This window comes from Azohydromonas caseinilytica (assembly GCF_012927045.1).
GTDB classification, from domain to species: domain Bacteria; phylum Pseudomonadota; class Gammaproteobacteria; order Burkholderiales; family Burkholderiaceae_C; genus Azohydromonas; species Azohydromonas caseinilytica.
The window spans coordinates 18,674-32,495 of record NZ_JABBFW010000012.1 but is presented as its reverse complement, the minus strand read 5'-3'; the positions used below and the strand labels follow the sequence as shown (position 1 = coordinate 32,495).

The 13,822-nt window shown below is 72.4% G+C and carries 11 protein-coding genes; 10 read left to right on the top strand and 1 reads right to left on the bottom strand.

The features are described 5' to 3' along the window. Nucleotides 1-62 precede the first annotated feature (62 nt). Complete coding sequence (locus HHL10_RS17045) at nt 63-1,028, bottom strand: flavin reductase (RefSeq protein WP_169161598.1); 966 nt, start codon at nt 1,026-1,028, stop codon at nt 63-65. 195 nt (nt 1,029-1,223) lie between these two features. Here HHL10_RS17045 and HHL10_RS17040 point away from each other — a divergent pair, with 195 nt between their 5' ends. From HHL10_RS17040 to HHL10_RS16995, 10 genes are all read left to right on the top strand, one after another. After that, nucleotides 1,224-2,420: an acyl-CoA dehydrogenase family protein gene (locus tag HHL10_RS17040; protein ID WP_169161597.1), complete on the top strand. Its 1,197-nt coding sequence runs from the start codon at nt 1,224-1,226 to the stop codon at nt 2,418-2,420. Between the two features lie 111 nt (nt 2,421-2,531). Continuing rightward, complete coding sequence (locus HHL10_RS17035) at nt 2,532-4,271, top strand: FAD-dependent oxidoreductase (RefSeq protein WP_169161596.1); 1,740 nt, start codon at nt 2,532-2,534, stop codon at nt 4,269-4,271. Beyond that, nucleotides 4,268-5,986, top strand: coding sequence for an FAD-binding protein (locus HHL10_RS17030; RefSeq protein ID WP_169161595.1), 1,719 nt, complete (start codon nt 4,268-4,270; stop codon nt 5,984-5,986). The genes HHL10_RS17035 and HHL10_RS17030 overlap by 4 nt, the downstream gene beginning before the upstream one ends. Before the next feature lie 18 nt (nt 5,987-6,004). After that, on the top strand, nt 6,005-6,763 hold the full coding sequence (locus HHL10_RS17025) for an SDR family oxidoreductase (RefSeq protein ID WP_169161594.1): 759 nt from the start codon (nt 6,005-6,007) through the stop codon (nt 6,761-6,763). 2 nt (nt 6,764-6,765) lie between these two features. Then, entirely contained in the window at nt 6,766-7,809 is a 1,044-nt protein-coding gene (locus HHL10_RS17020) for a ferredoxin--NADP reductase (RefSeq protein ID WP_169161593.1), read from the top strand. Between the two features lie 2 nt (nt 7,810-7,811). Next, on the top strand, nt 7,812-9,431 hold the full coding sequence (locus HHL10_RS17015; protein WP_169161592.1) for a FadD3 family acyl-CoA ligase: 1,620 nt from the start codon (nt 7,812-7,814) through the stop codon (nt 9,429-9,431). Then, nucleotides 9,428-11,512: a PQQ-dependent dehydrogenase, methanol/ethanol family gene (locus tag HHL10_RS17010; protein WP_169161591.1), complete on the top strand. Its 2,085-nt coding sequence runs from the start codon at nt 9,428-9,430 to the stop codon at nt 11,510-11,512. Before HHL10_RS17015 ends, HHL10_RS17010 begins: the two co-directional genes overlap by 4 nt. Nucleotides 11,513-11,597: 85 nt before the next feature. Continuing rightward, on the top strand, nt 11,598-12,329 hold the full coding sequence (locus tag HHL10_RS17005) for an SDR family NAD(P)-dependent oxidoreductase (protein ID WP_169161590.1): 732 nt from the start codon (nt 11,598-11,600) through the stop codon (nt 12,327-12,329). A gap of 10 nt (nt 12,330-12,339) precedes the next feature. Next, complete coding sequence (locus tag HHL10_RS17000; RefSeq protein WP_169161589.1) at nt 12,340-13,107, top strand: SDR family NAD(P)-dependent oxidoreductase; 768 nt, start codon at nt 12,340-12,342, stop codon at nt 13,105-13,107. Continuing rightward, the gene (locus HHL10_RS16995; RefSeq protein WP_169161588.1) at nt 13,104-13,727 is read left to right on the top strand and encodes a nuclear transport factor 2 family protein; all 624 of its coding nucleotides are present in this window, start codon (nt 13,104-13,106) and stop codon (nt 13,725-13,727) included. The genes HHL10_RS17000 and HHL10_RS16995 overlap by 4 nt, the downstream gene beginning before the upstream one ends. The last annotated feature ends 95 nt before the right edge of the window (nt 13,728-13,822 follow it).

Below are 13,822 nucleotides of genomic sequence, written 5' to 3'. Positions count from 1 at the left end.
CTCGGCACAAGCGCCTGCCGCAGGCAGTGAAGGCTTGAGTGTTGCCCGCCATGTCGCACGGACTACATGCTCCAGAGCTTGGGCAGTCCCGGGTCGCTGGCTGCGATGAACTGCTTGAGCAGGTTGCGCAGCGCGGCCGTGCCGATGCCGCCCAGCCGCTCGGCGATGTCCGCCTCCACGGCCTTGGCCGCCGCCAGCACGTGCAGCAGCGCATCGCGGCCTTCGGCGCTGAGGGTCCAGCACTGGCCTGGTTGATCCTGCAGCAGCCCGCGCGCAACGAGGGAGCGCAGCAGCACCGGTCCGACGTCGATGCCGGTGTAGGCGGTGTGGGCGGCGATCTCGGCCGCGTCCAGCGGCTCGCGCACGCCCAGCAGCGCCAGCACGAAGAAGTCGGCCTCGCTGAGCCCGTGGCGGTCGAGCATCGGGCGCACGCCGGCCAGGAACTGGTAGTGGGCGCGGCCGAGCAGGTAGCCCAGCAGGTCCTCGGAGTAGGGCGTGCAGTCGCTCGCAGTGCAGCCCTTGGTCGCCACGGCGCCGGCCACCCGGGTGGCCAGGGCGTAGCCGCCGGTGACGTAGAGCAGCGGCGCGCGGTCGCTGCGGTCGTAGTCGAGCACCTCGCCGACGAAGATGACGTGGTCCCCGCCCTCGTACTCGAACATGGTGCGGCACTGGAAGCGCGCGCTGCAGCCGCCCAGCAGCGGTGCCGGTGTCAGGCCGGCCTCCAGCGCGAGGCCGGCGAACTTGTCTTCACCTGCGCGCGCGAAGCGGTTGGACAGTGCTTCCTGGTCGTTGGCCAGCACGTGCACGTTCCAGTGACCCGCGCTGCGGAACGCCTCCAGGCTGCGGGCGTTGCGTGCCAGGCTCCACAGCACCAGCGGCGGCTGCAGCGACACCGAGTTGAAGCTGTTGGCCGTCACGCCCACCGGCATGCCGTCGGCCGCTTGCGCGGTGACGATGGTGACGCCGGTGGCGAACATGCCCAGCGCCTGGCGAAAGTCTTTCGGGTCGAACGGACGGCTGCGTTCCATGGCGAGCTCCTGCAGGGGAAGGCCGCCAGGGTGCAGTGGCGTGCCCGCGGGCGAATCCTCCACGCGGACTAGCCATGCAGCGGACCGGCCCGGGCCGTTAGTCCGATCGGACGATGAATGCCGGGCCGGTGCGCCGGGATCATGCACGCACCCTGCGGCAGCGGCCGCGTGTGCCCACAGCGAGCGAGGAAGGCGATGAGCGTGCTCCACGAAGACTACATGACCCCCGAAGCGGTCGAGGTGATCCAGAACGCCAGGGCGCTGGCGCCCAAGCTGGCCGAGCGTGCCCGCGACGCCGAGGCCGCCGGCATGGTGCCCACCGAATCGGTGCGCGAGATGGCCGCGGCGGGACTGTTCCGCGTGCTGCAGCCCAGGCGCTGGGGTGGCTACGAGCTTGATCCCCGCGTGTTCTACCGGGCGCAGATGGCGCTGGCCGAAGGCTGCATGTCCACGGCCTGGATCTACGGCGTCATCGGCGTGCACAACTGGCAGTTGCCGCTGTTTCCCGAGCAGGCCCAGAAGGACGTGTGGGGTTCGGACAGCAGCACGCTCATCGCCTCGACGTACATGCCCACCGGCAAGGCGGTGCCGGCCGGGGGGGGCTGGCGCTTCTCGGGCCGCTGGAGCTTCTCCAGTGGGGTGGATCACTGCCAGTGGATCTTCCTGGGCGGCCTGCTGCCCAAGGGCGACGGCTCCGGGGCCCTGGAGCACGCCACCTTCCTGCTGCCGAAGTCGGACTTCCGCATCGAGCGCAACTGGGACGTGCTGGGACTGCGTGCCACCGGCAGCCACGACATCGTGGTGGAGGACGTGTTCGTGCCCGCCCACCGCACGCAGCGCACCAACGACCACAGCGACGACGGCTGCCCCGGCCGCGCGGTGAACCCGGGTTGGCTCTACCGCATCCCGTTCACGCAGGTGTTCCAGCGCGCGGTGTCCAGCGCCTGCATCGGCGCGCTCGACGGCGCCATCGGCGCGTTCCGCCAGCGCGCCGCGGCGCACGTGGGCAAGCATGGCGCGAAGACGGCCGAGGACGTCAACGCCCAGCAGGCGGTGAGCGAGGCCATGATGGCCACCGACCAGCTCAAGCTCGTGCTGGAGCGCAACTATGGCCGCATCGTGCACTGTGCCCGCACGGGCGAGCGCATGCCGGTGGAGGAGCGGCTGCTGCAGCGCGCGCAGGCCGCCGCGGTGCCCAAGCTGTGCGCCCACCATGCCAGCGAGCTGCTGCGCGCCAGTGCCGCCTCCGGCATGTACCGGGGCAACCCGATCGAGCGCGCTTTCCGCGACATCCACCAGTCCCGCGGCCACATTGCCAACAACACCGATGCCTACGTGCGCGCGCACGGCGCGGTGATGCTGGGCCTGCCCAACGCCGATCCGTTCGTCTGACCCCTGCGCCGCGTATTCGCCCTCGCCAATGCGGCGCATGTCGCCACGTTGCACGCCTGACGGGCCAGGCGCCGCCGCGGTTGCGGCTTCAACACAACACGAGGAGACACGGTGGAACAGCAGGTGGACGTGGTGGTGGTCGGTTCCGGAGCGGGCGCGCTGCTGACGGCGGTGCGCGCGGCCGACGAGGGCCTGAAGGTGCTGGTGGTGGAGAAGGCCGCGCTGGTGGGCGGCACCTCGGCCACCTCGGGCGGCGGGATCTGGATTCCCGACAACCATGACATGCCGCGCGCCGGGCTGCGCGACAGCGTCGAGACGGCCTTCCGCTACGTGAAGGCCTGCGCGCGCGGGCTCTCCAGCGACGAGCGCATCCTGGCCTACGTGGAAAGCGCCCGCCACATGGCGCGCTACCTGGCGGACATCGGCGTGCCGTACCGCTGCGTGCCGCGCTACGCCGACTACTACCCCGGCGTGCCCGGCGCGCTGCCGGGCGGCCGCACCATGGACCCGCTGGACTTCAACGCCCGGCGCCTGGGCGCGCAGGGGCTGCAGCAGATGCGGCCGACCAACCCGGGGCAGCTCATCTTCGGCCGCATGCACATCAACGCCTTCGAGGCGCAGTCGATGCTGGCACGCGAGTTCAAGTCGCGCTTCACGCTGCTGGGGATCATGGCGCGCTACTTCCTGGACTATCCCTGGCGCTGGCAGACGCGCCGGGACCGCCGCCTCACCGGCGGCCAAGCGCTGGTGGGCGGGCTGCTGGCGGCGCTGCGCCAGCGCGACATCCCGCTGTGGCTGGAGTCGCCACTGCAGTCGCTGCTGCTGGAGGACGGCCAGGTGGCCGGCGTGACGGTGCAGCGCGAGGGCCGGCTGCAGCGCGTGCGCGCGGCCCGCGCGGTGGTGCTGGCCGCCGGAGGGTTCGAACGCAACCAGGCCATGCGCGAGCAGTACCTGCCCAAGCCCACCGACCAAGCCTGGACCGCCACCCCGCCGGGCGGCAACACCGGCGACGCCATCCGCGCCGGCGCCACCGCCGGCGCCGCGCTGCACCTGATGTCGCACACCTGGGGCGCGCCGACGCTGGAGGTGCCCAAGGAGGACAGGTTCCGCGCGGTGTTCGTCGAGCGCTCGCTGCCCGGCTGCATGGTGGTGAACCGGCTGGGACGGCGCTTCGTCAACGAGTCCTGCCCCTACCCCGAGTTCCAGCAGGCGATGTTCGCCAGCCACGAGCGCGGCGAGGGAGCGGTGCCGGCGTGGATCGTGTTCGACGCGGACTTCCGCGCCCGCTACCCGATCGGCCCGCTGATGCCCGCCTCGGCGGTGCCCGACGCCAAGCTGCGCCGCAGCTGGCTCGGCACCGTGTACTGGAAGGACGACACGCTGCAGGGCCTGGCACGGCAGATCGGCGTCGATCCCCAGGGGCTCGTGGCCAGCGCCCAGCGCATGGGCGAGTTCGCGCGCAGCGGCGTGGACCCCGACTTCGGCCGCGGCGCCAACGTCTTCGACCGCTACTACGGCGACGCCCACGTCAAGCCCAACCCCAACCTCGCGCCGATCGCCAAGGCGCCGTTCTACGCCATGAAGCTCCACCCCGGAGACATCGGCACCAAGGGCGGGCTGCTCACCGACCACGATGCGCGCGTGCTCGATGCCGGCGGGCGGCCGATCGAGGGGCTCTACTGCATCGGCAACAACGCGGCGTCGGTGATGGGTCCGTCGTATCCGGGCGCGGGCAGCACGCTGGGGCCGGCAATGACCTTCGGCTTCCGGGCCGTGGCCCGCATCGTCGGCAAGCCCGTGGCGCTGGAGCGCACCGACCTGCTGCGCCAGCCGGTGGCGGAGGCCGCATGAGCGGCCCTGCCGCAGGCGCCCTGCGAACCCGGGCGCAGGACGCAAGGCCGCGTGCCCGGCGCACCAGCACCGTCACGCCGGTGCACGAGGCGCTGGAGGTGGACGACGCCTCGCAGCTGAGCTGGGACGACGAGGCCGAAGTGGTGGTCGTGGGCTGGGGGGCGGCCGGCGCCTGCGCCGCCATCGAGGCCCGCAGTGCCGGTGCGCGGGTGCTGGTGATCGACCGCTTCGGCGGCGGCGGCGCCAGCAAGCTCTCCGGCGGCGTGGTCTACGCCGGCGGCGGCACGCCGTTCCAGCAACAGGCCGGCTTCCAGGACAGCCCGCAGGCGATGTTCGACTACCTGCGCCACGAGACGCAGGGCGTGGTTTCCGATACCACGCTGTGGCGCTTCTGCGAGAGCAGCGTCGACCACCTGCAGTGGCTGCAGGCCCAGGGCGTGCGTTTCGATGCCGCCATGCCGGACTTCAAGACCTCCTATCCGCCCGAAGGCAAGTTCCTCTACCACTCGGGCAACGAGGTGGTGGCGGCCTACGCCGGCACGCTGCCGCCGGCGCCGCGCGGGCACCGGGCGGTTTCGCGCGGGCAGTCGGGCGCCGCGCTGTACGCGGCGCTGCAGGCGGCCACGCTGCGCTGCGGCGTGCATGCGCTGACGCAGGGCGCCGTGCGGCGCCTGGTGCGCCAGCGCAGCCCGGACGGCGGCAGCGGCCGCGTGCTGGGCGTGGAGGTGTGGCAGCTGCCGCCGCAGCATCCCGGCACGCGGCGCCATGCCGAGCTCGACGCGCTGGTGGAGCGCTGGCGCACGTTCCGGCCGCAAAAGGCCGCCGCGGCGCGGCGCGAGGCCGCGGACATCGAGCAGGCCATCGCGCAGCCACGCCTGGTGCGGGCTTCGCGCGCCGTGGTGCTGTCCACGGGCGGCTTCATCTACAACCCGGAACTCGTGGCCGAGCATGCGCCGCAGTTCCGCCGTGGCTGGCCCATCGGCGGCGCGGGCTGCGACGGCAGCGGGCTGCGGCTGGGCCAGAGCGTGGGCGCCGCCGCGCAGGACCTCTCCAACGTCTCGGCTTGGCGCTTCATCACGCCGCCGTCGGTGTGGCCGCGCGGCATCGTGGTGAACGCGCAGGGCGAGCGCTTCTGCAACGAGCAGGTCTACGGCGCCACGCTCGGCCACGAGATGGTCGCGCACCAGGGCGGGCGTGCCTGGCTCGTGCTGGACGCCCGGCTGCGCCGGCAGGCGATCCGCGAATGCTTGTTCGGTCCGCTGTGGGCCTTCCAGCGGCTGCCCGCGCTGGGCGCGATGCTGCTGGCCGGGCGCAAGGGCCGCACGCCGGAGGCGCTGGCGCAGGCCATCGGCGCGGACCCCGCGCGGCTGCGCCGCAGCATCGACCGCTACAACGCCACCGCTCAAAGCCAAACCGGGGACGCCCTGGGCAAGTCGCCCGACATGTGCCAGGCGCTCGACCAGGCGCCGTACTGGGCGCTGGACATCTCTATCGGCTCCAGGCTCTTCCCGCTGGCCACGCTGAGCCTGGGCGGCCTGCGCGTCAACGAGGCGGACGGCCACGTGGTCGATGGGCAGGGCCGCGACATCCCCGGCCTCTTCGCTGCCGGGCGCACGGCCATCGGGCTGCCTTCGTGCCGCTACGTCAGCGGGCTGTCGCTGGCCGACTGCGTGTTCTCGGGACGAAGGGCCGGCCGCGCGGCGGCCGGCGAATGACATCACCAGGAGACAAGAATGGGACGTGTGCAGGACAAGGTGGCGCTGGTCACGGGCGGCGCCGGCGGCGTGGGCCGCGAGACCGCGCTGCTGCTGGCGCGCGAGGGCGCGCGCGTGGCGATCACCGACCTGGACGAGGCCGCGGGCCAGGCGCTGGTGCGCGAGATCGGCGAGCGGGCAACCTTCCTGCGCCAGGACGTGGCCGCGGAAGCCGACTGGGTGCACGTGATGGAGCAGCTGCAGCGCCGATGGGGCCGGCTCGACATCCTGGTCAACAACGCCGGCATCCTGATGCCCGGCAACGTGGAGACGGCCACGCTGGCGCAGTTCGAGCGGCTCATGCAGGTCAACGCGGCCTCGTGCTTTCTGGGCTGCCGCCACGGCGTGCAGGCCATGAAGGAGCACGGCGGCAGCATCATCAACATGGCGTCGGTTTCCTCCTGGCTGCCCGTTGAAGGCTACCTGGCCTACAGCGCCTCCAAGGCGGCCGTGGCGGCCATCACCCGGGCCACGGCGCTGCACTGCCGCAAGAGCGGCTACGCCGTGCGCGTGAACTCGGTGCACCCGGACGGCATCTGGACGCCGATGATGCAGGCCTCGGCGCCGGGCGTGGAGGCGCAGCAGCTGCTGTTCGATGCCAAGGCCAACCCGCGCGGCCGAGCCTGCCGGGCCGGCCAGGTGGCCAGCGTGCTGCTGTTCCTGGCGAGCGACGAGTCCTCGGCCCTCAGCGGCAGCGAGGTGCGCGTGGACAACGCCGTGCTGGGCATGGGGCTGTAGCCATGAAGCAACGGCTGCGCGTGCGGGAGGTGGTGCGGGAAACGCACGACACCGTCTCGCTGGTTTTTGACTTGCCGCCTTCAGAAGCGCTGTCTTTCCGGCACCGGCCGGGGCAGTTCCTCACGCTGCACCTGCCGGTGGAGCCCGGGCGCGTGCTGCGCCGCTGCTACTCGATGTCGAGCGCCCCGGGGCTGGACGACGGCTTCCTGCGCGTCACCGTCAAGCGCGTGGCGCAGGGGCGCGGCTCGAACTGGGTCTGCGACCGCATCCGCGCCGGCGACGAGGTCGAGGTGCTGGCGCCCGCGGGCGTTTTCACGCCGCGCTCGCTGGAGGGCGACTTCGTGTTGCTGGGCGGCGGCAGCGGCATCACGCCCTTGTTCTCGATCCTGCGCAGCGTGCTGGCCCAGGGCACGGGGCGGGTGCTGCTGTTCTATGCCAACCGCGACGAGCGCTCGGTGATCTTCGCGGCGGCGCTGCGTGCGCTGGCGGACGCGCACCCGCAGCGGCTGCAGATCGTTCACTGGCTCGATTCGGTGCAGGGCCCGCCCGGCGTGAGCCAGATGGCGGCCCTGCTGCGCGCCTGGCGCGGTGCGCAGGCCTTCATCTGCGGCCCGGGCCCGTTCATGGATGCCGCGTGCACCGCGCTGCGCGAGGCGGGTGCGGCCGACGAGCTCATCCACGTCGAGCGCTTCGCGTCGCTGCCGGACGAGGATGCCACGCCGCCCGACGCCGCCGCGGCGCAGCAGGAGCCGCCACCGCCTGCGGTGGCGTCGGCCGAGCTGCGCATCGAGCTCGACGGCGCCGAGCACCGCATCCGCTGCGCGGGCGAGCAGACGCTGCTGCAGGCCGCGCGCCAGGCCGGCATCGAGCTGCCGCATTCGTGCGAGGCGGGCCTGTGCGCCTCGTGCATGTGCCAGGTGGTCCAGGGCCAGGTGCACCTGCGCCACAACGAGGCGCTCGACGCGCGCGACCTTGCGCGCTCCTGGACCCTGGCTTGCCAGGCCACGCCTGCCAGCGAGCAGATCCACATCAAGTTTCCCCGGTAACCATGATCCAGATCCACCCTCCCGCGTTGCCCCCCACGCTGCCCGCCATGCTGCAGCGCGCCGCGCAACGCTGGCCCGACCGCGCTGCCATCGTCGACGGCGCGGTGCACATCGACTACGCCGAGCTGCTGGAGCGCAGCCGGCAGGCCGCGCGGGCGCTGATCGCGCTGGGCGTGGCTGCCGGCGACCGCGTGGCGGTATGGGCGCCCAACGTCCACGAGTGGATCGTGGCGGCGTGCGGCATCCACGCTGCCGGTGCGGTGCTGGTGCCGCTCAACACGCGGCTCAAGGGCCCGGAGGCGGCCGACATCCTGCAGCGCAGCGGCGCGCGGGTGCTGGTGTGCATCGGCGACTTCCTGGGGCAGTACTACCCGCGGCTGCTGGAAGGCCTGCGCCCGGCCGGGCTGGAGCACGTGGTGGTGCTGCGCGAGGGCTTCACGGCCGCGCCGGGCTGCATGGGCTGGGACGCCTTCCTGGCACGGGCCGACAGCGTCGATCCGCAGGACTTGGCACGCCGTGAGGCCGAGCTGGATGCGCACAGCATCGCCGACCTGATGTTCACCTCCGGCACCACCGGGCGGCCCAAGGGCGTGATGTCCGCGCACGGGCCCACCATTCGCGCCTTCGCGGAATGGTCGCGCGTGGTGGGGCTCGGGGAAGGCGACCGCTACCTGATCGTCAACCCCTTCTTCCACTCGTTCGGCTACAAGGCGGGCTGGGTGGCCGCATTCCTGCGGGGCGCCACCGTCTACCCCGAGCAGGTCTTCGATGCGCAGGCCGTGCTGGAGCGGGTCCAGCGCGAGCGCATCAGCTTCCTGCCTGGGCCGCCGACCCTGTTCCTGAGCATGCTGGCGCACCCGGGGCTGCAGGCCTTCAACCTGTCGTCGCTGCAGGGCGCGGTTACCGGCGCGTCCAGCGTCCCGCCGGTGCTGATCGAGCGCATGCGCCGCGAGCTGGGCATCCGCCACGTGACCACCGCCTACGGGCTCACGGAATGCGGCGGCTGCGCCACGGTGTGCGATCCCGCGGACAGCGCCGAGACGGTGGCCATGACCTGTGGGCGCGCGCTGCCCGGCACGGAGCTGCGCTGCGTCGACGCGCAGGGCCGGGAGGTGCCGCCGGGCCAGCCCGGCGAGGTGCTGCTGCGCGGCTACCACGTGATGAAGGGCTACTTCGAGGACGAGGCGGCGACGCGCGAGGCCATCGATGCCGAAGGCTGGCTGCATACCGGCGACGTGGGCGTGCTCGATGAGAGGGGCTACCTGCGCATCACCGACCGGCTCAAGGACATGTTCATCGTGGGCGGGTTCAACTGCTACCCGGCCGAGATTGAGCAGGCACTTGCCGCGCATCCGGCCATCGCGCAAGTGGCGGTGGTGGGCGTGCCCGACGAGCGCATGGGCGAGGTCGGCTGTGCCTGCGTGCTGCTGCGCCCGGGGGCCCGCCTGGCGGCCGACGAGCTCGTCGGCTGGGCCCGTGCGCGCATGGCCAACTACAAGGTGCCGCGCCACATGCTGGTGTTCGAAGGTTTCCCGCTCAACGCGTCCAACAAGGTGCTCAAGCGCGAGCTGGCGCAGCGCGCGTGCGAGCGGCTGGCGCTCGCAGCCGAGGCTGCACGGTGAGGCCGCTGGCGCGTCGGCTGCTCGGGTGGTCGGTCGCGCTGGCGGTCGCGCCGGCCTGCGGCACCGGTTCCGCCGACTCGCTGCAATGGTCGCAGCACGGGCGCGATGCCGCCGAGCAGCGCTTCAGCCCGCTGGCGCGCATCCACACGGGCAACGTGCAGCAGCTGGGCCTGGCCTGGACCCACGCGTTCCGCGAACCGCGCGGCGTGGAAGCCACGCCCGTGGTGGTGGACGGCACGATGTACGTCACCGGACCCTGGAGCGTGGTGCATGCGCTGGACGCACGCACCGGGCGCGAGCGCTGGGTGCATGACCCGCAGGTGCCCCGCTGGAAGGCCGCGCACGCCTGCTGCGACGTGGTCAACCGCGGCGTGGCGGTGCACGGCGGACGGGTGTTCGTCGCCACGCTCGACGGCCGGCTGCAGGCGCTGGAGGCGCGCAGCGGCCGGCTGCTGTGGTCGCGGCGCACCTTTCCCATCGAGGAAACGCGCACCATCACCGGCGCGCCGCGCGTGGCCGCCGGCGTGGTGGTCATCGGCCATGGCGGCGCGGAGTACGGCGTGCGCGGGTTCGTGTCGGGCTACGACGCTCGCTCGGGCCGGCGGCTGTGGCGCTTCTACACCGTGCCGGGCCACCCGGCCGCCGGCGGCGACGGCGAGGTCTCGGACCGCCCGCTGCGCGAGCTGGCGCAGCCCACCTGGCGCGGCCAGTGGTGGAAATGGGGTGGCGGCGGCACGGCGTGGGACTCGATGGCCTACGACCCGAAGCACAACCTGCTCTACGTCGGCGTGGGCAACGGCAGCCCGCACAACGCCGTCATCCGCAGCCCCGGCGGCGGTGACAACCTTTTCCTGTCGTCCATCGTCGCGCTGCGCCCGCGCACGGGCGAGTACGTGTGGCACTACCAGACCACGCCGGGCGACACCTGGGACTACACCGCCACACAGCACATCATGCTGGCCGACCTGGACATCGACGGCCGCCGTCGCCAGGTGCTGATGCAGGCGCCCAAGAACGGCTTCTTCTACGTGCTCGACCGTGCCAGCGGCCAGCTCATCTCGGCGCAGCCCTACACCAGCGTGACGTGGGCCCGCGGCGTGGACAAGGCCAGCGGGCGCCCGGTGGCCGACGCGGCCGCGCGCTACGAGCAGGCGCCCGCGCTGGTGCAGCCCTCGCAGCTGGGCGGGCACAACTGGCAGCCCATGGCCTTCAGCCCGCAGACCGGGCTGGTCTACATCCCCGCGATGGACACCACCGCCTACATGGCTGCGGACACGGATTTCGTGTTCCGTCCCGGCACCTGGAACACCGGCGTGGCCGACCCGCCGCTGCCGCCCGACGCGGGCGCCGTGGCCCAGGCCAGGCAGGCCTACCGGGGTTTCCTGCTGGCCTGGGACCCCGTGGCGCAGCGGCCCGCGTGGCGCGTGGAGCATCCGGGGCCGTGGAACGGCGGCGTGCTCGCCACCGCGGGTGGGCTGGTCTTCCAGGGGCACAACGGTGGCGAGCTCGCCGCCTACGACGCGCGCAGCGGGCAGCGGCTGTGGTCGCAGCGCCTGGGGCTGCATGCCCTGGGCGGGCCGGTGAGCTACGAGATCGACGGCGAGCAGTACGTGGCCGTGGCCGCGGGCTTCGGCTCCTCGATGCACCTGGCCGGCGGCGTGATGCTGCCGCAGGCGTTGTCGGCGGCCACTGGACGGGTGTTCGTGTTCAAGCTGGGAGCCCGCGCCACGTTGCCCGCGGTGGAGCCGCCATCCCGCGAAGAGTCCGCGCCGGTGCAGGCCGATGCGCTCCCGGCGGACGCCGTGGCGCGGGGCGCGCACCTGTACGCGCGTTTCTGCGCCCAATGCCATGGCGGCGGGGGCATCTCCGCCGGCGTGCTGCCTGACCTGCGCCGTTCGCCCTACCTGGCACGCCGCGAGCTGTTCCGCATCCCGCCGCTGGAAGGCGCCCTCGTTCAGCGCGGCATGCCCAGGCTGTCGCCCTGGCTGGACGACGAGGCCGTGGAAGCCGTGCGCCTGTACCTCGCGGCAATGGCCAGGGCAACGCTGCCGCAAGCCGGCGCCTCGTTGCCACAGCCTTGAGATAGTCCCCTCGGACGATGGCCTGCAGGCTTCGTGTGCCTACCCTGCGCTGCACGCGCCTCGCGTGAAGGTGCAAGGAGACAGGATGAAGCTCAAGGGCAAGGTGGCGCTGGTGACGGGCGCCGGGCAGGGCATGGGGCGCGCCATCGTGCGCCGCTTCGCACAGGAGGGCGCCACGGTGGTGGCGGCCGACCTCAACCTGGAGGCGGCGCAGCAGACGCTGCAAGGCTGCGACGGCGGCCTCGCGCTGGCGCTCGACGTGGCCGACAGCGCCTCGGTGAAGGCCGGCTTCGAGCAGGTGCTGCAGCGCCACGGGCGTGTCGATGTGCTGGTCAACAACGCCGGCATCGGCTCGGTCGATGCCTTCGCCGACATCTCCGACGAGACCTGGAACCGCGTCATCGGCGTGAACCTCACCGGGGCGTTCCTGTGCGCGCGCGAGGCCGTGCGCGCCATGCGCGACCGCGGCGTGAAGGGTGCCATCGTCAACATTGCCAGCACCGCGGCCGCGAGCGGCGAGGGGCCGGCGCACTACTGCGCGTCCAAGGCCGCGCTCATGGGCCTCACGCGCAGCATGGCGCGCGAGCTCGCGCCGCAGGGCATCCGCGTCAACACCTTGGTGCCCGGACCGACCAACACGCCGATGATGCAGGGCATCCCCAAGGAATGGGCCGACGCCATCATCAAGGGCGTGCCCATGGGACGCATGGCCGAACCCGAGGACATCGCCGCCGCGGCGCTGTTCCTGGCCGGCGAGGACAGCGGCTTCGTCACCGGCCAGAACCTGGCGGTCAACGGCGGCAGCGCCTTCCTCTGAGGAGCCGATGATGAGCACTCAACTTCAAGGACGCGTGGCCTTCGTCACCGGCGGCGGCACCGGGATCGGCGCGGCCACGGCACAGCGCCTGGCCGCGCAAGGTGCGACGGTCGTGATCTGCGGCCGCCGCAGCGAGCCGCTGCGCGAGGTCGTGGCGCGGATCGAAGCGGCCGGGGGCAGGGCCGAGGCGGTACAGGCCGACGTGGGGGTCGAGCAGCAGATCGTCTCCGCCATCGAGGGCGCCGCGCAGCGCCACGGCCGCCTGGACATCCTGGTCAACAACGCCATGGCCTACACCTGGGGTTCGATCGAGGAAATGGGCACGGCCGACTGGCACGCCAACTTCACGACCTCGGTGGACGGCACCTTCTGGGGCACCCGCACGGCCATGAAGCTGATGAAGGGCCGGGGCGGCGCCATCGTCAACCTGTCCTCCATCTGCGGCACGCTGGGCACGGCCTGGATGGCCGGGTACTCGGCCGCCAAGGCTGCGATCCTGAACTTCTCGCGCGCCGCCGCCGCCGAGGGGGCGGCCGCGGGCATTCGCGTCAACGTGGTGGTGCCCGCCGTCGTCGAGACGCCGGCCACGGCCGGCATGCTGTCCGACGCCGCCAGCCGCAAGGCCACCGAGAAGCTGATCCCGATGGGCCGCGTGGGCCAGCCCGAGGACCTGGCCGCGGCCATCGCCTTCCTGTGCAGCGACGACGCGTCCTACATCACGGGTGCCGTGCTGCCCGTGGACGGCGGGCGCTCGGCCGTGCTGGTCACCGCCCTATGAGCAGCCTGGAGCAGCGCATCGAGCGCCTGGAGTCCATTGAGGAGATCCGCCAGCTGGCGGCGCGCTACGCGCTGTCGCTGGACATGCGCGACATGGACGCGCACGTCAACCTCTTCGCGCCCGACATCCGGGTCGGGCGCGACAAGGTGGGCCGGGCGCACTTCAAGGCCTGGCAGGACGCCACGCTGCGCGACCAGTTCACCGGCACGTCGCACCACCTGGGCCAGCACCTCATCGAGCTCATTGACCGAGACCACGCCTGCGGCGTCGTGTACTCCAAGAACGAGCACGAGTGCGGCCCCGAGTGGGTGGTCATGCAGATGCTCTACTGGGACGACTACGAGCGCATCGAGGGCCGCTGGTACTTCCGCCGGCGCCTACCGTGCTACTGGTACGCCAGCGACCTCAACAAGCCGCCCATCGGCGACCTCAAGATGCGCTGGCCCGGCCGCGAGCCGTATCGCGGCACCTTCCATGACCTGTTTCCCAGCTGGAGCGAGTTCTGGGCGCGCCGTCCCGACAAGGACGTGCTGCCCGAAGTGGCGCCGCCGGTGCCGCTGGAGCAGTTCCTGCGCGGCATGCGCCGCGACACGCCGGCGCCCAGGATTCGGGTGCGCTGAGCATGCCGGCCAGGTGCCGGCATGCCGTTGATCTTCCACTCTGCAGCCCGCCTTGCGCGGGCTGTTTCTCGTGCGCACCTGCTGCCGCCCTGGTC

What these genes read in the sequence shown, in the direction of transcription:
- HHL10_RS17045 (WP_169161598.1), bottom strand. Translation starts at nt 1,028, where the DNA reads ATGGAACGCAGCCGTCCGTTCGACCCGAAAGACTTTCGCCAGGCGCTG.
- HHL10_RS17040 (WP_169161597.1), top strand. Translation starts at nt 1,224, where the DNA reads ATGAGCGTGCTCCACGAAGACTACATGACCCCCGAAGCGGTCGAGGTG.
- HHL10_RS17030 (WP_169161595.1), top strand. Translation starts at nt 4,268, where the DNA reads ATGAGCGGCCCTGCCGCAGGCGCCCTGCGAACCCGGGCGCAGGACGCA.
- HHL10_RS17025 (WP_169161594.1), top strand. Translation starts at nt 6,005, where the DNA reads ATGGGACGTGTGCAGGACAAGGTGGCGCTGGTCACGGGCGGCGCCGGC.
- HHL10_RS17020 (WP_169161593.1), top strand. Translation starts at nt 6,766, where the DNA reads ATGAAGCAACGGCTGCGCGTGCGGGAGGTGGTGCGGGAAACGCACGAC.
- HHL10_RS17015 (WP_169161592.1), top strand. Translation starts at nt 7,812, where the DNA reads ATGATCCAGATCCACCCTCCCGCGTTGCCCCCCACGCTGCCCGCCATG.
- HHL10_RS17005 (WP_169161590.1), top strand. Translation starts at nt 11,598, where the DNA reads ATGAAGCTCAAGGGCAAGGTGGCGCTGGTGACGGGCGCCGGGCAGGGC.
- HHL10_RS17000 (WP_169161589.1), top strand. Translation starts at nt 12,340, where the DNA reads ATGAGCACTCAACTTCAAGGACGCGTGGCCTTCGTCACCGGCGGCGGC.
- HHL10_RS16995 (WP_169161588.1), top strand. Translation starts at nt 13,104, where the DNA reads ATGAGCAGCCTGGAGCAGCGCATCGAGCGCCTGGAGTCCATTGAGGAG.